20 protein-coding genes are annotated in these 17,889 nt (G+C 50.0%); 7 read left to right on the top strand and 13 right to left on the bottom strand.

The window, feature by feature from the left end:
• The first annotated feature begins 70 nt into the window (after nucleotides 1-70).
• On the top strand, nucleotides 71-1,285 hold the full coding sequence (gene mdtG / locus ACLD11_RS12300) for a multidrug efflux MFS transporter MdtG (protein WP_000075053.1): 1,215 nt from the start codon (nucleotides 71-73) through the stop codon (nucleotides 1,283-1,285).
• A gap of 81 nt (nucleotides 1,286-1,366) precedes the next feature.
• On the top strand, nucleotides 1,367-1,741 hold the full coding sequence (locus tag ACLD11_RS12295; RefSeq protein WP_000180050.1) for a MysB family protein: 375 nt from the start codon (nucleotides 1,367-1,369) through the stop codon (nucleotides 1,739-1,741).
• Here ACLD11_RS12295 and ACLD11_RS12290 read toward each other — a convergent pair whose 3' ends face one another.
• The 3 genes from ACLD11_RS12290 to mdoG form a co-directional block, all read right to left on the bottom strand.
• On the bottom strand, nucleotides 1,742-1,969 hold the full coding sequence (locus ACLD11_RS12290) for a YceK/YidQ family lipoprotein (RefSeq protein ID WP_001217832.1): 228 nt from the start codon (nucleotides 1,967-1,969) through the stop codon (nucleotides 1,742-1,744).
• A 73-nt stretch (nucleotides 1,970-2,042) separates the two neighbouring features.
• Entirely contained in the window at nucleotides 2,043-4,586 is a 2,544-nt protein-coding gene (gene mdoH, locus ACLD11_RS12285; RefSeq protein WP_023246043.1) for a glucans biosynthesis glucosyltransferase MdoH, read from the bottom strand.
• A complete protein-coding gene (mdoG, locus tag ACLD11_RS12280) occupies nucleotides 4,579-6,114 on the bottom strand; it encodes a glucans biosynthesis protein MdoG (protein ID WP_127175740.1) in 1,536 nt (511 codons plus the stop codon). Before mdoG ends, mdoH begins: the two co-directional genes overlap by 8 nt.
• A gap of 271 nt (nucleotides 6,115-6,385) precedes the next feature.
• On the opposite strand from mdoG, the gene mdoC reads away from it, so the two are divergent.
• Nucleotides 6,386-7,540 carry a glucans biosynthesis protein MdoC gene (mdoC, locus tag ACLD11_RS12275; RefSeq protein ID WP_411014960.1) on the top strand — a complete coding sequence of 385 codons (1,155 nt, stop codon included), beginning with the start codon at nucleotides 6,386-6,388 and terminating at the stop codon, nucleotides 7,538-7,540.
• A gap of 16 nt (nucleotides 7,541-7,556) precedes the next feature.
• On the opposite strand, the gene ACLD11_RS12270 is transcribed toward mdoC, so the two are convergent.
• The 6 genes from ACLD11_RS12270 to csgB all read right to left on the bottom strand — a co-directional run bounded on the left by ACLD11_RS12270 (nucleotide 7,557) and on the right by csgB (nucleotide 11,398).
• A complete protein-coding gene (locus ACLD11_RS12270; RefSeq protein ID WP_220659764.1) occupies nucleotides 7,557-9,044 on the bottom strand; it encodes a phospholipase D family protein in 1,488 nt (495 codons plus the stop codon).
• Nucleotides 8,980-9,519: an O-acetyl-ADP-ribose deacetylase gene (gene ymdB, locus ACLD11_RS12265; RefSeq protein WP_411014959.1), complete on the bottom strand. Its 540-nt coding sequence runs from the start codon at nucleotides 9,517-9,519 to the stop codon at nucleotides 8,980-8,982. Before ymdB ends, ACLD11_RS12270 begins: the two co-directional genes overlap by 65 nt.
• Nucleotides 9,520-9,605: 86 nt before the next feature.
• Nucleotides 9,606-9,926, bottom strand: a complete 321-nt coding sequence (locus tag ACLD11_RS12260) for a type 1 fimbrial protein (protein WP_023219176.1) — start codon at nucleotides 9,924-9,926, stop codon at nucleotides 9,606-9,608.
• Between the two features lie 131 nt (nucleotides 9,927-10,057).
• Nucleotides 10,058-10,384, bottom strand: a complete 327-nt coding sequence (csgC, locus tag ACLD11_RS12255; protein ID WP_000557256.1) for a curli assembly chaperone CsgC — start codon at nucleotides 10,382-10,384, stop codon at nucleotides 10,058-10,060.
• Between the two features lie 61 nt (nucleotides 10,385-10,445).
• Nucleotides 10,446-10,901, bottom strand: coding sequence for a curli major subunit CsgA (gene csgA / locus ACLD11_RS12250; RefSeq protein WP_000771416.1), 456 nt, complete (start codon nucleotides 10,899-10,901; stop codon nucleotides 10,446-10,448).
• 41 nt (nucleotides 10,902-10,942) lie between these two features.
• The gene (gene csgB / locus ACLD11_RS12245; protein WP_000791655.1) at nucleotides 10,943-11,398 is read right to left on the bottom strand and encodes a curli minor subunit CsgB; all 456 of its coding nucleotides are present in this window, start codon (nucleotides 11,396-11,398) and stop codon (nucleotides 10,943-10,945) included.
• 880 nt (nucleotides 11,399-12,278) lie between these two features.
• Between csgB and csgD the strand changes: the two genes are divergently transcribed.
• From csgD to csgG, 4 genes are read left to right on the top strand one after another with little or no spacing between them, the layout of a single operon-like run.
• The gene (csgD, locus tag ACLD11_RS12240) at nucleotides 12,279-12,929 is read left to right on the top strand and encodes a biofilm master transcriptional regulator CsgD (protein ID WP_000481517.1); all 651 of its coding nucleotides are present in this window, start codon (nucleotides 12,279-12,281) and stop codon (nucleotides 12,927-12,929) included.
• Nucleotides 12,930-12,933: 4 nt separating this feature from the next.
• On the top strand, nucleotides 12,934-13,329 hold the full coding sequence (gene csgE / locus ACLD11_RS12235; protein ID WP_000833307.1) for a curli production assembly/transport protein CsgE: 396 nt from the start codon (nucleotides 12,934-12,936) through the stop codon (nucleotides 13,327-13,329).
• 26 nt (nucleotides 13,330-13,355) lie between these two features.
• Nucleotides 13,356-13,772 (top strand): curli production assembly/transport protein CsgF, encoded by a 417-nt coding sequence (gene csgF / locus ACLD11_RS12230; protein ID WP_001264073.1) that lies wholly within the window; start codon nucleotides 13,356-13,358, stop codon nucleotides 13,770-13,772.
• A gap of 26 nt (nucleotides 13,773-13,798) precedes the next feature.
• Nucleotides 13,799-14,632, top strand: coding sequence for a curli production assembly/transport protein CsgG (gene csgG, locus ACLD11_RS12225; RefSeq protein WP_001137620.1), 834 nt, complete (start codon nucleotides 13,799-13,801; stop codon nucleotides 14,630-14,632).
• Between the two features lie 38 nt (nucleotides 14,633-14,670).
• Here csgG and ACLD11_RS12220 read toward each other — a convergent pair whose 3' ends face one another.
• The 4 genes from ACLD11_RS12220 to ghrA all read right to left on the bottom strand — a co-directional run bounded on the left by ACLD11_RS12220 (nucleotide 14,671) and on the right by ghrA (nucleotide 17,592).
• Entirely contained in the window at nucleotides 14,671-15,153 is a 483-nt protein-coding gene (locus tag ACLD11_RS12220; protein ID WP_001546652.1) for a DUF1097 domain-containing protein, read from the bottom strand.
• A 100-nt stretch (nucleotides 15,154-15,253) separates the two neighbouring features.
• Nucleotides 15,254-15,808, bottom strand: coding sequence for a molecular chaperone (locus ACLD11_RS12215; RefSeq protein WP_411011636.1), 555 nt, complete (start codon nucleotides 15,806-15,808; stop codon nucleotides 15,254-15,256).
• Between the two features lie 23 nt (nucleotides 15,809-15,831).
• The gene (locus ACLD11_RS12210; protein WP_000283643.1) at nucleotides 15,832-16,569 is read right to left on the bottom strand and encodes a phosphatase; all 738 of its coding nucleotides are present in this window, start codon (nucleotides 16,567-16,569) and stop codon (nucleotides 15,832-15,834) included.
• A gap of 84 nt (nucleotides 16,570-16,653) precedes the next feature.
• Nucleotides 16,654-17,592 (bottom strand): glyoxylate/hydroxypyruvate reductase GhrA, encoded by a 939-nt coding sequence (ghrA, locus tag ACLD11_RS12205; protein ID WP_042949838.1) that lies wholly within the window; start codon nucleotides 17,590-17,592, stop codon nucleotides 16,654-16,656.
• Nucleotides 17,593-17,889: the final 297 nt, after the last annotated feature.

Raw genomic sequence — 17,889 nt, 5'->3', positions numbered from 1 at the left:
ATAATTATAATTAGTACGCTCATAATTAAATTGATGATAGCGCAAACCGCGCATCATACTGTGGAACGCTATGTCACCCTCTGATGTCCCCATAAACTGGAAACGCAATCTAACCGTTACCTGGCTGGGCTGTTTTTTAACCGGCGCGGCATTCAGTCTGGTCATGCCTTTTCTCCCTCTCTACGTTGAGCAACTCGGCGTAACAGGCCATAGCGCGCTCAACATGTGGTCCGGGCTGGTCTTTAGTATTACGTTCCTCTTTTCAGCTATCGCTTCCCCTTTTTGGGGCGGTCTGGCGGATCGTAAAGGGCGTAAGATCATGCTGTTGCGTTCCGCTCTCGGCATGGCCATTGTGATGCTGTTAATGGGCATGGCGCAAAATATCTGGCAATTTCTGATCCTCCGCGCGTTATTAGGCCTGCTGGGCGGATTTATTCCCAACGCCAATGCGCTCATCGCCACTCAGGTGCCGCGCCACAAAAGCGGCTGGGCGTTAGGGACGCTCTCTACTGGCGGCGTCAGCGGCGCTCTGCTTGGCCCACTTGCGGGCGGTCTGCTCGCCGACCATTACGGCCTTCGCCCGGTCTTTTTTATTACCGCCAGCGTTTTGTTTATCTGTTTTCTGCTCACCTTCTTTTTTATTCGCGAGAATTTCCTGCCGGTGAGCAAAAAAGAGATGCTTCACGTTCGGGAAGTGGTCGCCTCGTTAAAAAATCCCCGCCTGGTGTTAAGCCTGTTTGTCACCACGCTGATTATTCAGGTGGCGACGGGGTCTATTGCGCCCATCCTGACGCTCTATGTGCGCGAACTCGCGGGAAATGTCAGTAATATTGCGTTCATTAGCGGGATGATAGCGTCCGTTCCCGGCGTGGCGGCATTACTTAGCGCCCCCCGGCTCGGCAAGCTTGGCGACAGAATTGGCCCGGAAAAGATCCTTATCGTCGCGCTGATTATTTCCGTACTGCTGCTGATTCCAATGTCTTTTGTGCAAACGCCGTGGCAGCTCGCGCTATTGCGGTTTCTGCTTGGCGCGGCGGATGGCGCGCTGCTGCCAGCCGTTCAAACTCTGCTGGTTTACAACTCTACCAACCAGATAGCCGGGCGCATATTCAGTTACAACCAATCTTTCCGCGATATCGGCAACGTCACCGGCCCTCTCATGGGCGCCGCAATTTCCGCGAGCTATGGCTTCCGCGCCGTATTCTGCGTCACGGCAGGCGTGGTGTTGTTCAATGCTATCTATTCATGGAACAGCTTACGACGGCGCAGACTGGCAATAGAATGATTTTTGCGCTTTCATACTTGCAATATCACAGAATCAGCTATTCTTTCCCTAAATACCTCGTCAAATCAAAGGGAGACACTGATGACCATGTATGCCACGCTGGAAGAAGCTATCGATGCAGCCCGGGAAGAATTTCTGGCTGACCATCCAGGCCTCGAACAAGATGAAGCGAATGTGCAGCAGTTCAACGTTCAGAAATATGTACTGCAGGATGGGGACATCATGTGGCAGGTCGAATTTTTCGCCGATGAAGGTGAAGATGGCGAATGTTTGCCGATGCTGAGTGGTGAAGCCGCGCAGAGCGTGTTTGACGGCGATTATGATGAGATAGAGATCCGCCAGGAGTGGCAGGAAGAGAATACCTTGCATGAATGGGATGAAGGGGAATTCCAGCTTGAACCCCCGCTTGATACCGAGGAAGGCCGTACTGCGGCAGACGAATGGGATGAGCGTTAATTACTCATAAGGCCCGTGGTGAATATCGAGCGGCAGTAGCAGTGTATCGAAGATCAGTGAGAAGGGCAGATCGAGGATAGTGATATAGCGCCATGCGGAATCACGCATATCCCACTGCACGCCAGGGTAATACTGGTTGCCGTGTCCTTGTCCGGGGATCGTTCTGCTGATAATACTGCCGCAGCCGCTCAGGGTAATTACCATTATGCTCACCGCGAATATACGCACCTGATACCTCATTTCACTATAAAAATACCGGCATCACGCCGGTATTTTTCACCTCACTCCAGACCTGAAGACCTTATCCCGCTGACGATGTTCGTCCCTGTAACGCCTGCGGATTCAGGACGAGAGACTGATAATGGTTTACCCAGGAAGAGTATCTCTCTGGCGCATTCCAGACCCGATAGTGTAAACGCGCCATCGTCACCGGATCGCTGAGCAAAACCAGACGCCGATCGCGGTTCAGTTTCTCCGGCGTTTCGTTTAGCGCCTGCTCCACATGACGATCGCGGGCTATTTCCAGCACCTTACTGGCACGGTGACGCGCGGTGGCCATCGCGGTCGCCAGCGCATTCAGCGACGGGTTAAATACCGCATGCATAAAGCCATCGTCCAGAATACGGCGGCGATTCATCTCCAGATATTTATCGGTATCGACCAACACCTGAGGCGGCGAATACTCTTCCGGGATCAGGAACAGCTTCCAGCGTTTGGTGCGTAATCCTACCGTTGAACGACTGGAGATCACCGAAACAAATGGCGACAGAATCAGCGAAAAGACAATCGGCGCCAGCCAGAACAGAAAGCGTAAATCCAGCCACGCCATACCCACCGCCCAGACCAGCCCCAGCAGCAGTTGAGAGCCGTGACGCATAAAGGCTTCTCCCCACGGCGTAGAATCATCGTCGCGTTGCGGTGAGTTCCAGACCACTTCCCAGCCGAGAAACGCGCTGACCACAAACACGGTATGAAACAGCATACGCACCGGCGCCAGCAACACGGAGAACAGCACTTCCAGCAACAGCGACAGCGTAACGCGCCAGAAACCGCCATACTCTTTGGTGCCTTTACACCAGATCAGCATAATACTGAGCAGCTTCGGCAGGAACAGCAGCACCATCGTTGACGCAAACAGCGCGATTGCCAGTTCCGGACGCCACTGCGGCCAGACCGGAAAAAGCTGGCGCGGCTGAAGGAAATATTGCGGCTCCGTTAACGCATGAACGACCTGCAGCGCGGTAGAAAGCGCGAGGAACATAAACCATAACGGCGCGGACAGATATGACATTACCCCCGTCAGAAACACGGCGCGATGTACCGGGTGCATTCCTTTCACCAGGAACAGACGAAAGTTCATCAGGTTGCCGTGACACCAGCGGCGGTCGCGTTTAAGCTCATCCAGCAGGTTTGGCGGCAGCTCTTCATAGGAGCCGGGGAGATCGTAGGCAATCCAGACGCCCCACCCTGCCCGACGCATCAGCGCCGCCTCCACAAAGTCGTGGGAAAGAATCGATCCGGCGAACGAACCTTCTCCCGGCAGCGGCGCCAGAGCGCAGTGCTCGATAAACGGCTTCACGCGGATAATGGCATTGTGCCCCCAGTAGTGCGACTCCCCCAACTGCCAGAAGTGCAGCCCGGCGGTAAACAGCGGCCCATAAACACGGGTCGCGAACTGTTGGCAGCGGGCATACAGAGTATCCATCCCCGACGCTTTCGGCGAAGACTGGATAATCCCGGCGTTTGGATTCGCTTCCATCAGGCGCACCAGCCCGCTCAGACACTCGCCGCTCATCACTGAGTCCGCGTCCAGCACCACCATATAGCTGTACTGATTGCCCCAGCGGCGGCAAAAATCGTCAATATTGCCGCTTTTGCGTTTCATACGGCGGCGGCGGCGACGGTAAAAAATTTGGCCTTCGCCCTGCACTTCCGCGATAAGCTCCATCCACGCCTTTTGCTCCGCCACGCAGATATCCGGGTTATAACTGTCGCTAAGGATATAGACGTCGAAATGCGCGGCGTTGCCTGTGGCTTTAACGGACTCCCAGGTCGCGCGCAGACCGGCGAAAACGCGGCTAACGTCTTCATTACAGATAGGCATGATCAGCGCCGTCCGGTGTTCCGGATTGAGGGGCTCATCGCCAACCGTAGACGCGGAGATGCTGTACTTATCGCGCCCGATAAGCAGTTGCAGGAAGCCCATCAGCGCCGTCCAGAATCCGGCTGACACCCAGCAGAACAGCACGGCAAACAAAATCAGGATACCGGTTTGCAGCACGTAGGGCAGGAGCTGCATAAAGGAGACCCAAATATCCTGCCCCACCATATCCATAGGATTGATAAGCGCCCATCCCTGATAAGGCAGAATGGTCTTCATATACCAGGTCGCGACGACGGTTTGCGCCAGAGTCAAAATTAACAAAATATAGCGGCGTATAGTGCCGACGGTACGCCATTTTTGCTCGCTCGCCTGCTCTTCTTTTGTCAGACGAGAAACATAGCGCGGCGTTACATCCCGCCCACGCAGGCGATCCCAGAAACGGCCAACCGGGTTGGTTCGCCAGGGATCGGGAAACATCGAAGAGCGCGTCGCTTTTGGCATAGCCTGCAACTGATCGCGCCCTTCATCATCTTTAATTAACTGCCCCTGCGCCAATGAATCCGGCCAGGCGTGTTCAAGGCGGGCTTTTACGGAACCCTGCGGTGAATCGTCTTCTCGCGAGTAAGTCCGATGCTCGGCATCCAGCGCCTGATGTACGGCGCGGATGTCAGTTTTCGGCAATGCCGCTTTCTCACGTTCAGAAAGCAACAGTGCGTCAATATACTCAGTTGTTTTATTCATTGGCAGGTAACTGGTAGCTCCAGGTTTCACTTAGCGTCTGATCGGCATTTACCAATGCGGCACGCATTTCCGTGGTTTTCTTCGCGTCTTTGACTTTCACGCGCAGCATTAAACGCCAGCCTTTAGTGACTGGGTTATAGCGTACATTACTGTCAACGATTTCACCGTTATCGCCAATGCTGGTTTGCGCAGCGACAGGCGTATCCGGCGGCAGTTTTTTCATGTCGGCACCAACGAAATCCACCACAAAGGCAATAGTGCCGTCGGGCTGACGAATCAGATTCGACTGTTTAACGTCGCCCGTTGAGCGGCGTGTTTGCAGCACCCAGGCATTATCCGGCGCATGAAGTTCATCTTCATCGCGGCTGAAGGTCAGAGTGTACTTGAAGTTCATCTCTTTACCCGGTTCCGGCAGTTGATCCGGAGTCCAGTAAGCGACGATGTTATCGTTGGTTTCATCATTAGTCGGAATTTCAACCAGTTCAACCTTGCCTTTGCCCCAGTCACCTTTCGGGGTAATCCAGGCGCTTGGACGCAGGTCGTAGCGATCGTCTAAATCTTCAAAGCGCGAGAACTCGCGACCACGCTGCAACAGGCCGAATCCCTGAGGGTTTTCCATCGCATAGCTGCTCACAGCGAGGTGTTTTGGATTGTTCAGCGGACGCCAAATCCACTCGCCATTACCCGCATGAATGGATAAGCCGTTCGAGTCATGCAGTTCCGGACGATAGTTGGTCGTCGGCGACGGCTGGTTTGGCCCAAACAGGAACATACTGGTTAATGGCGCAACGCCCAGCTTGCCCACTTTATCGCGCAGATAGACTTTTGACTGCACGTCCACCACGGTATCGCGGCCAGGAATGATCACAAAACGGTAAGCGCCGGTCGCGCGCGGAGAATCCAGTAATGCATAGACAGTCAAACGCTTATCGGTGGGTTTTGGACGCTCAATCCAGAACTCGCGAAAGCGGGGAAACTCTTCACCAGATGGTAAGGCGGTATCAATCGCCAGGCCACGCGCAGATAAGCCATACACCTGGCCTGCGCCGATAACGCGGAAATAGCTGGCGCCAAGCATACTGACGATTTCGTCGTTCTTATCTTTACTGTTGATGGGGTACAGGACTTTGAACCCGGCAAAGCCTAAATCTTTTACCGTGTCTTTATCGTGCTGAACATTGCCAAAATTGAAGTAATCCGGGCTGTATTTGATTCTTTTGACCGTCGTCGCCGTCACTTCGTTAATCTTGACAGGCGTATCGAAGTACATCCCCTGATGGTAAAATTCGAGCTTAAAAGGGGTCTTTAAGTTGTTCCAGTAGGCTTTATCGCTGTTAAACTGGATCTGCTGATAATCCGCATATTTCATGTCGCGGAAAACGGAGGGCAAGTTGCTTTTAGGCGCCTCATAGCCTTTCCCGGCTAAAGATTGAGCTTGTTTTGCCACGTCATCAATACTGAACGCCCAGCTCGATGATGCGTAGAGCGTTAACATAATAGCTGCGCCCAACCAACGCATTTTCATCATTTGTTGTTTATGTTTCATAATAAGTAAGCACTTCCCCCTTTGTGTGCTTATATCGATCCGATCCATTTTAATGGATAATCAGGCATTACGACAACTGAATCCAGGCTTTGTTCAGCGCACTGGCTCATCGATTAAGCATCTCCCACACCTGTTTTCACTTTGCGTGCTTATCCTGGAGACAGGTTGTCGGAGTTGGTGTAGGGTTGCTACCGAATGTAACTATAATTCGCCTTATGGATAAGGTGAAAAATCTGAGAATACGTGACCTTATATGAGCTCTGTACCCGCGCCGCGTGAATATTTTCTTGACTCTATCCGCGCATGGCTGATGTTGTTAGGGATTCCCTTTCATATCTCGTTGATCTATTCCACTCACAGTTGGCATGTCAATAGTGCCGCGCCATCATGGTGGCTAACCCTGTTTAACGATTTTATCCACGCTTTTCGTATGCAGGTGTTTTTTGTTATTTCTGGTTATTTTTCGTACATGTTGTTTTTACGTTATCCGTTAAAACGCTGGTGGAAAGTACGGGTAGAACGTGTGGGTATTCCCATGCTTACCGCAATCCCTTTGCTTACCTTGCCGCAATTTATCCTGTTGCAATATGTCAAAGAGAAAACAGAGAACTGGCCTACACTCTCTGCCTATGAAAAATATAATACGTTAGCGTGGGAACTCATTTCACATCTGTGGTTTTTACTGGTGCTGGTGATATTAACCACCGTCAGCATCGGGATTTTTACCTGGTTCCAAAAAAGGCAGGAAACAAGCAAGCCTCGTCCCGCCGCTATTTCACTGGCCAAACTTTCGCTTATTTTTTTCCTGCTGGGGATGGCTTACGCCGCTATCAGGCGCATTATTTTCATCGTATATCCGGCAATCCTCAGTGACGGCATGTTCAATTTTATTGTGATGCAAACGCTATTTTATGTGCCTTTTTTTATTCTCGGCGCGCTGGCTTTCATTCACCCCGATCTGAAAGCGCGCTTCACCACGCCCTCACGCGGATGCACTTTAGGCGCTGCCGTTGCTTTTATCGCGTATCTGCTGAATCAACGTTATGGGAGCGGTGATGCCTGGATGTACGAAACCGAATCTGTGATTACGATGGTTATGGGGCTGTGGATGGTGAACGTAGTATTTTCACTGGGGCATCGCTTGTTAAACTTCCAGTCCGCGCGTGTCACCTATTTCGTGAATGCTTCGCTGTTTATCTATCTGGTGCATCATCCCTTAACGCTTTTCTTTGGCGCGTATATTACGCCGCATATCTCCTCCAACCTGATCGGGTTCTTGTGCGGGCTGATATTTGTCATGGGTATTGCGTTAATTCTGTATGAAATTCATTTACGCATCCCGCTCCTGAAATTTCTCTTTTCAGGTAAACCGCCGGTAAAACAAGAAAGCCGCGCCGCGATCGGGTAGTTTTCCGCGCGCGGGTTCACAGCAACCATTCCACAGGCAAAATTGCCGCCAACCGTACCAGAACTCGCTGCCAGAAACGCGTAGCGGGTTCTTTCTTTAACACCTTTTCCTCTTCTTGCTGACGATCGATCCAGTTAATTCGTCCCCAGCGATCCAGCCGCAGTTGCCAGGCCGCATCGCGTTGGCTCTGCGTAAAACGCTTATGAATAAGCGTCGCCAGCGTTTCACTTTCAATGACAAAGCCCATTTCAGTATTTAAAAGCGTTGAACGGGGATCAAAATTAAGCGACCCGATAAACACCTTACTACCATCAATACTGAACGTTTTAGCATGTAAGCTGGAACCTGAGTTCCCGGTGAGTCCGCGATCATGTACGGCGGTTTCATGTTCGCGGGTCGGTTTCAGTTCGTAGAGCTCCACGCCATAGCGCAGTAATTTCTTTCGCCAGCGCGCGTACCCTGCGTGAACGACCGCCACATCGTTGGCCGCCAGAGAGTTAGTTAAGATGGCGATCTTCACGCCTTTCCTGACCAGATGAAGCAACTGCGCCACGCCTGCGCGCGTAGGGACAAAGTAAGCGGAAATAATGTCGATACGCTCCGTCGGCGACCCCATCACGTCAAATAATCGCTGCGGAAGAAGCGAATGGCGCTGCGCCTTCCCCTCGCCTTTAGAAGGGTCATCGCTAAGCAAGCGTGTTTTTGCCCAAATCAGCGGCAACGTTCCGCGATCGAGATCCGCCATAAACTGGCTGGTTTCCAGCTTATGCAGATAACGGCGGGTGATCTCATCGTTATACCAGGATTCGGGAAGTTCGATACGCTGCGTCAGTTCCTGCTCAGAAAGGGATAATACTTGCTGCAATGTCGACACTGAACTACAGCGCCAGTAACGTTCAAAATCATTGGCGACATCATTGACCACCGGGCCAATGGCCATCACGTCCAGATCGGAAAATAGCGGCTCCTCGCCAGCACCGAAATAGGCATCGCCGATGTTGCGCCCACCGACCAGCGTCACTACGCCGTCGGCAGTGTAACTTTTATTGTGCATCCGCCGATTCAGCCGCGCAAAATCCGTCAAATACCCCAGCGCGCGTAGCGTACGAAAAGAGAAAGGATTAAACAGACGAACTTCGATATTAGGATGACTATCCAGCAAGTGCAACGTATCATCCAGACCGGGCGTATTGTTATCATCCAGCAACAGACGAACATGAACGCCGCGCTTCGCCGCCGACAGCAGTACCGAAAAGAGCAGCCGCCCGGACATATCGTCTTCCCAAATATAATACTGCACATCCAGCGTCCTCGCCGCCATTTCGGCCAGGCGGTAGCGGGCGGCAAAAGCGTCCAGACTGTTATCCAGCGCCAGAATGCCGCACTCTCCGGGATGGCGCGCGCATAGCGGTTCAACGGCACGCTCAAGGCGTGTTTTATCAGGCAGGGTCGTCGCCTTGCTGAGTAAGTAATCTTGCGTAAAGCCGGGCAGTTTCTTCATCATAACAGACAAAGTATACCTGTTCAGGCAGAGCGTAACGGGTAATAAAATCTGAAACCGCCCTGACGGCGACTTCAGCAGCCTGGGCGCGTGGATAACCATAAACGCCGGTACTGATTGCCGGAAAAGCGATGGAACGAAAGTGATTCGCCTCGGCAAGCAGCAAACAATTCCGGTATGCCTCTTCGAGTAGCTCAGCTTCCTGGTGTTCGCCGCCTCGCCAGACGGGCCCCACTGTGTGAATAACCGCCTTTGCCGAAAGCTTGCCAGCAGGCGTGATAACCGCATGTCCCGTCTGACATTCGCCCTGTTGCTGGCGGATGAGTTTACAGGCGTCCAGCAATGCCGGCCCCGCCGCGCGATGAATCGCGCCGTCTACGCCGCCGCCGCCCATTAATGATGCGTTAGCGGCATTCACTATCGCATCGACGCTAAGTTGAGTGATATCACCCTGTATGACCTGAAGACGTGATGTCATAACCCCCCCCTTTGTCTCACCTTATCTGCAAAGTGTACAGCAGGGCTTTCAACAGAGTCGCTCTTTTTATATCTATGACACCGCCGTTAACGGTACTCAATATTCATCACCGCCAGGCTTTTTTGCGCATCGAGATAATGCAGCCGAACCGTCGCAATGGACTGAATATCCTGCGGTAATCCAGATGCCTGCCGAAGGTCAATCCGGTGCATTTGCTTTTTACCTTCGTGCAGGCAGGTTAAATCAATATTTTCGGCGTGAGTAGAAATATCGCACAGTGGCTCAACAATCGCGCCGCGAAAATGGATAACGCCGCCCTGTACCGTTTGTTGCCCTACCGCAGAATGGATAAAAAAAGCGCAGATACACAGGCCTATGGCAGGGATATTTTTCTTGATTACGGACATGTTAACTCCTCAATGATTAGTCATCCTCGAGGGTTCGGCGTTACCTTTTAGCGACATGCCGAGACGATGAGACGCTTTTATCGCCTCTTTAATACCCAGGTCAGCCAATCCATTTCCGCCACCATCAAAAACTACTGTGCAGAAGGCGGCCATTGTTGTGATAAATGCAGTGATTGTCCGTCCGAAACAGTAACAATAATTTTAACCGAGTCCTCTGAAGATATATTTACACTAAGACGAGACAACTCAATCGGTTGATTAGCAGGTAAAGATAGCGTTTGTTTTTGCTGTGTATGGCTTTGTCCCCCGACACCGTCGCGCACAGAGAGAATTTGCACCTGACAGACGCAGGGTTCGTTTAATGTTACCTGAGGGATCACCGTGTAAATATCGCCTTGCTGAGTTGTGGTAAACGTAATCTGATTTGAAAGTGCGGCAAGGAGCAATAAAGTATGCATAATTTCCTCCCGAAAAAAAACAGGGCTTACGCCCTGTTTTTTTATTAGCGCAGACGCTAAATTAATACTGGTTAGCCGTGGCGTTGTTGCCAAAACCAACCTGACGCACCATTACACTGGAATCAGATGCGGTCTGATTAACCAGCGCGGCGTTATTACCGCCGTATTGACCGACAGTAATATCGGAGTTTTTAGCGTTCCACTGGTCGATGGTGGCATTGTTTCTGAAACCATTCTGAGTCAGTTCAATAGTACTATTATCCGCACCCTGGCCTACATCGGCGCCGTTACCATAACCGCTCTGGGTAATAGTCGTTTCAGATTTACGGGCATCGCTTTGCAGAGCAAGCGCAGCGTTAGCGGAACCGTACTGATAAATGCTCAACGTGGAATCCGGGCCGGAACTATTGCCGCCGCCGTTATGATTACCGCCGCCGCCCCATTGTGGAACGACGCCAGCCAGAGCACTGCCAGAAACTACGATTGCTGCGAATGCTGCCACTTTTAAAAGTTTCATGGTAAAACCCCCATCGGATTGATTTAAAAGTCGTAACGGTATTAGCGTTGGGTGACGCGAATAGCCATATGCGACTGTTTCTGCACTACAACTGCTGTTTTCTGCGTACCGTACTGGGTAATATTGGCCTTATTTCCAGAACCTTTCTGGATAATAGCCGCACTATTACCGTAAGCGCTTTGCGATATACTGGCATCGTTGGCATTGCCCGTTTGCTCAATATACGCAAAGTTATAATTCCCTGCCTGGTCGACTTTCGCCCGATTATTTCCTCCTTCTTGTGAAATAACGGACAATAGTTTTGATCCTTCCTGGCGTACTCTGGCACTATTATCCGTGCCGACTTGACCAATAATGGCCGCCTGATTAAATGAAGACTTGCTTAATTCATTTACCGCAAAATTATACTCTGAACGAGCCAGATCATAATTTGTCGCGGTTGCAATCCCAGGCGCACCCAGTATTGTCAACATCATAAATAACAATTTGTTTTTCATGCTGTCACCCTGGACCTGGTCGTACATAGCGAAAACTATCTATTACCTTGTTAGCGACATGCGTTTTTTGTTAACGCGTCGTTACGATGAAGAGTATGTCCGTGGAAACATTTTTAATAACTCACCCACGCGTGGTATTTTGTTATTTAAGCTCATACCAAAGTGCTAATAAAACGATAGCCATGTGATTTTTTATATACCCTTCATACTTCAAGTTGCTTATGTGTTGGCTACGCTCGTTCACCCCAGTCACATAGTTATCTATGCTCCTGGGGACTCACTCCCTTGCCGCCTTTAAGCAACTCGAATTATTTTGGGTATAATTGATTTTTGGCCACAGAAGATAGTATATCGCGAACCCAAAAAATGAAGGGTTGGTGTGTGTTATGCCGCCATCGGGATGTTCTTATGCTTCCCATGGGGGGGCAATACGCACAAGACGTGACACACTTCGTTTTTTTTGTCTTTGTGCTGTCCAGGTTAATACCGCGTCTCGAATTTTAAGAAAAAATAAAATCAAAACATGACATATAATAATTAAAATAATTAAAAATCAATGAATTGTTATAATTTGTATGATTTTTTAAATCTATGCAATAACAGCGAAATGTACAACTTTACTATCAAATCTAAACTTCAAAAAAACCCAAAAACAACATTTTAATATATATTTTTACATTTTGTTACAAGTTTAACACTTGCTTTAAGATTTGTAATGGCTAGATTGAAAACAGTTAAAAGTATTTTCGTAAATATTTTTCTCTTTCTGGATAATGGGCTATTTCAACCCACAGCAGTGCAACATCTGTCAGTACTTCTGGTGCCTTTATTTTATGGGGGCAGCTGTCAGATGTGCGATTAAAAAAAGTGGAGTTTCATCATGTTTAATGAAGTCCATAGTAGTCATGGTCACACACTATTGTTGATCACAAAGCCATCTCTGCAAGCTACGGCATTATTGCAACATTTAAAGCAATCGCTGGCCATAACCGGAAAACTGCATAATATTCAACGTTCTCTGGAAGATATCTCAGCCGGTTGCATTGTTTTAATGGATATGATGGAAGCGGATAAGAAGCTTATCCACTATTGGCAGGATAATTTAAGCCGCAAAAACAATAATATAAAAACATTATTGTTAAATACCCCTGACGATTATCCCTACCGTGAAATTGAAAACTGGCCTCATATTAACGGCGTGTTTTACGCCACTGAAGACCAGGAACACGTGGTCAGCGGATTACAGGGTATTCTGCGCGGCGAATGCTATTTTTCACAAAAATTAGCCAGTTACCTGATTACACACTCAGGAAATTACCGCTACAACAGCACCGAGTCCGCATTACTCACTCATCGCGAAAAAGAGATCCTCAATAAGTTACGTATTGGTGCCTCTAATAATGAAATCGCCAGGTCGCTATTTATCAGCGAGAATACGGTTAAGACACATCTTTATAATCTTTTCAAAAAGATAGCTGTCAAAAATCGCACCCAGGCAGTTTCATGGGCAAACGATAATCTCAGGCGGTAAGGCCATGAAACGCTATCTGACCTGGATTGTAGCAGCAGAGTTACTGTTCGCTACCGGAAACCTGCATGCCAATGAAGTTGAAGTCGAGGTTCCCGGATTGTTAACCGACCATACCGTCTCTTCGATAGGACATGAATTCTATCGTGCATTCAGCGACAAATGGGAAAGCGAATACACCGGCAATCTGACCATTAATGAAAGACCCAGTGCGCGTTGGGGAAGCTGGATCACCATAACGGTAAATCAGGACGTTATTTTCCAGACCTTTTTATTTCCAATGAAAAGAGACTTCGAGAAAACCGTCGTCTTCGCATTAGCGCAAACAGAGGAAGCATTAAATCGCCGACAAATAGATCAAACGCTATTAAGTACGAGTGATTTAGCGCGTGATGAATTCTAAAACATGATTTTTATCCGGAGGCTGTCATGCGTGTTAAACATGCAGTAGTGCTGCTCATGCTTTTTTCGCCATTAACCTGGGCTGGAAATATGACGTTCCAGTTCCGTAATCCTAACTTTGGTGGAAACCCCAATAACGGTTCCTTTTTATTGAATAGCGCCCAGGCGCAAAATTCATATAAAGACCCCGCTTATGATAACGATTTTGGTATCGAAACCCCCTCAGCGTTGGATAACTTTACGCAGGCTATTCAATCGCAAATTCTGGGCGGCTTGTTGACCAATATTAATACCGGGAAACCAGGACGTATGGTGACCAACGATTTTATTATCGATATCGCTAATCGCGACGGACAGCTCCAGCTCAACGTCACGGACAGAAAAACGGGAAGAACCTCGACCATCGAAGTGTCAGGTTTACAAACTCAGTCAACCGATTTTTAAGCTACAGTCACTAAAGGATATAAATCATGCCGCGCTTACTTATTTTGGTTGCCGTTTTATTGTTGAGCGGATGCTTAACTGCCCCGCCGAAACAAGCTGCGAAACCGACATTAATGCCCCGCGCACAAAGTTACAAAGATTTGACGCACTTACCTGCTCCCACCGGTAAGATCTTTGTTTCGGTATATAACATTCAGGATGAAACGGGCCAATTTAAACCTTACCCGGCAAGTAACTTTTCCACGGCTGTGCCACAGAGCGCCACCGCTATGTTGGTCACCGCGCTGAAAGATTCGCGCTGGTTTATCCCACTGGAACGACAAGGCTTACAGAATCTTTTGAATGAACGGAAAATTATTCGCGCAGCCCAGGAAAACGGCACCGTGGCGATGAATAACCGTATCCCGCTTCAGTCGCTGACGGCGGCAAATATTATGGTGGAAGGTTCTATTATTGGTTATGAAAGTAACGTCAAATCCGGCGGGGTCGGCGCAAGATATTTCGGTATTGGCGCCGATACGCAGTATCAGCTGGATCAGATTGCTGTCAACCTGCGCGTGGTTAACGTCAGTACGGGCGAGATCCTTTCTTCGGTGAACACCAGTAAAACCATCCTTTCCTATGAAGTACAGGCAGGCGTGTTCCGTTTTATTGATTACCAGCGCTTACTGGAAGGCGAAATCGGCTATACCTCGAACGAACCGGTGATGCTGTGTCTGATGTCAGCCATTGAAACCGGTGTTATCTTCCTCATTAATGATGGTATCGATCGTGGACTGTGGGATTTGCAGAATAAAGCGGACAGGCAAAATGATATTCTGGTGAAATACCGTGAGCTGTCAGTACCGCCAGAATCCTGATCAATACGACAAAGCGTGGGGAAGAACCCCACGCTTTTTTATTTTGTGACCGCCGTATTCGCTGAATGTTGCTCGCGGCGTGATGCCAGCCATAGCCCACTATTTTTCATGGCATAGCCAAAGATTAGCCCCAGCGCCAGCGACGGTAATACCAACCGCCAGTCACCCTGCCCTGCAAATGTCGCACAGGCGCCGATAAATGTTCCCGGGACAAAAGAAAGCAATAGCTGCTTTGCCTGGATACACATCAGGAATGCCACGATCCCCGTCAACACGTAACTGACAATTTCCAGATGCGGCGCCAACGCGCTACCGTGAATAATGACCAGCGCCCACACCATACCGCTTAACAGCGTACAGGCGGAAATCAACAATCCCTTAAAGCCGCCCTGCGGACAAGCGAAATAAGCCGTACAGCCTAAAAAACCGGCCCAGCTTAGTAACCCCAGGGAGACGGCCACCCATCCCCATATTCCAGAAAGGATGCCCGTCGTGATAGCAATAGAAAGAAGTATGTTCATGGCGCGCATCATAACAGAAAAGCGGCACATTAATGAGATCACGCACACATTTTATGCAATGATGTAAAACCCGTTGCAGTTAAGGGTGATTTACATCACATTATTCTTCATCTTCTTCCTGAAGTTCATCCCACATGGCTCCTATCGCATCACGCGTTAGCGGCGCCAGAGTGCGCCAGAATGGCGTAACGGCATGGGCTTCAACTTTACCGAGGAAGGTATTGCACCAGGGAAGCAGATAATCGGCAAATAAGGTTTCCAGCGCTTCACTTTCATCTTCGGTAGACTGATCTTCCAGCCAGGAGGCCGCGAGCAATAAAGTGCCAATGTGATCGGCAGGCGTATCGGCCAGCGGCATCCCTCGCGACGTTAAAAAAGCGCGCACCTCAGACTCTTCCGCGCCTTCGACCCACGCACTGCGGTATGGTGCTACCGCGCACTCTTCCCCAACAAATAACGCATTATAATCAGTGGAAATCTGCGTGATATCGCAGCTTTTCTGTAAACGCGCCAGCATGTCATCCTGCTCCAGCGGCCAGTTTGCCGCCAGTTTACCTTCACGGATTAACGTAAACAGCGGAACCAGTAAAGGATCTTGCGGTTGGCGGTAATACAACGATCCCAGCACTCGGCACAGGATTGAAAACTCATTCATTGATATCTTCCCGTAAATAACGATTAAAGTTCGGCAAATTCCGGTACAGGCGCCATACCGCGTGATTCGAGAAAGGCCAGTAAGCGCTGCGGCGAGACGTTCAGGATTCGATCTTCCGGGAAATTCACCGCATCCAGAATTTTCCGGCATTCGGTGAAATCGCCAAGCGTAAAGGCCGTATGGGAATCAGATCCTAACGCTACCCAGCCTCCTGCATCACGTACGGCGGCAGCGACCGCACGGCAATTATCTTCACTTCCTTTACGCGAATGCAAAAAAGAAGAGTTGTTGATTTCCAGCGCTACATGGTGTTTCGCCGCCGCCTGCGCGATGGCTTTAACCTCCACTGGATACTTTGGATTTCCGGGGTGACTAATTATATGCACCTTGCCGCTGGCGATGGTCGCGATCATCGCCTGGGTATTGGTTTCTTTATCATGCGGCGCAAAAACGGGCTCATGAAAGCCTGCGATAATCAGATCCAGCGAGTCGAACATCTTTCCGGAGCAATCAATTTCACCGTTAATGTTCTTGATATTCGCCTCAATGCCACGCAGTATCCCCACGCCGTCAACCAGACGCGGCCAGATGCGCATGTTAATAAAATGCCAGTGATGCGGCGCATCTTCCATGTCCGGACCATGATCGGTAATCGCAAAAAGTTTAATGCCTTTGCGTTTGGCTTCCGCGATATAATCGCTCAGAGTACTGTAGGCATGAGTGCTGGCGACGGTATGCATATGCAGGTCAACGGGATACATTGCTCTCTCCTGTAGTCATTTCCGACAAGGATAGCAGGTATCGCCAGCGTTTTTTAGCGAAACCCGGCCCGCGCCGGGTTGATGTCAATATCCTCTCGCCCGATCCACCTGCCCCGTCACCGGCTCTCCCTTCTCCAGCTGGGTAATGGTGCGGCTAATATAATCGATGGCTTCCGCCGGACGGGTGACTGCCGCAATGTGCGGCGTCATGGCGACTCGCGGATGGTGCCATAATGGGCTTTCCTGCGGTAACGGTTCCTGGCTAAAGACATCCAACATCGCACCTTTTAGCTTACCGCTATCAAGCGCAGCCAGCAGATCCGCCTCCTGAACATGAACGCCGCGCGCGAGATTCAGCACGTAAGCGCCATCCGGCAATTGATCCAACAATTCGCTATTAATAATTCCTACCGTTTGGGCCGTATTCGGCAGCAGATTAATCAGCACCCGCGTCTGGTTCAGGAAAGCGCGCAGCTCTTCACGCCCCACATAACTTTCCACGCCAGGCCAGGATTTGCGGCTACGACTCCAGCAACGTAACGGGAACCCCCACGCCTGTAGACTTTCTGCCACTTTTGCGCCCAGTACCCCTGCGCCCATGATACCGACGCTAAATTCTTCGCGGGTATATTCCGGCAACGGCTTCCATAGCGCCTGATTTTTCAGCGCCTGATAATCATCGAAACGACGGAACCAGTGTAATACCTGGCTGACGGCATATTCCTGCATTTGCAGGCCCATTCCGGTATCTTCCAGACGGAATAGAGGAATGGAGGCGTCCAGCATTTCCGGATGCGCATTTAATTTACTCAGAATTGCATCCACCCCCGCGCCCAGCGCAAAGACGGCTTTTAAGCGTCTTCCGGCCAGCATTTCAACCGGGGGCTGCCATACAAGCGCATAGTCTGCGGGGTTGTTATCACCGACCTTCCATTCACGAACGCGCGCATGTGGGAGAGCCTTCTCCAGTGCATTTACCCACCAGGCGGCGTTAAATGTCGGGTGATAAAAAATTATCTCCATGTTATCTCCTGAGCAGTATTGTGCGGAATGTGATTGCGCCTGTTATCAGCGTTTTCAACGGGATGTGCAGCATAGCAAATTTCCTGACGCGGGCAAAAAAAGCAGTTTTCGCTTATTAAAGCCACAGATTGGTGGAAGTTTGTATAAACGCGCTTTTTTTTAAAAAAGTTGATTGACGTAGAAAGGATATTTCCCTACATTAGCGCCCGTTCCAGTAATGCTGGAACGACAATTTGGTGAGGTGTCCGAGTGGCTGAAGGAGCACGCCTGGAAAGTGTGTATACGGCAACGTATCGG

It is taken from the genome of Salmonella sp. 741265116_PST, assembly GCF_046567715.1.
Classification (GTDB): domain Bacteria; phylum Pseudomonadota; class Gammaproteobacteria; order Enterobacterales; family Enterobacteriaceae; genus Salmonella; species Salmonella enterica.
The sequence above is the reverse complement of the archived record's forward strand: the minus strand, read 5'-3'. Positions and strand labels throughout refer to the sequence as shown.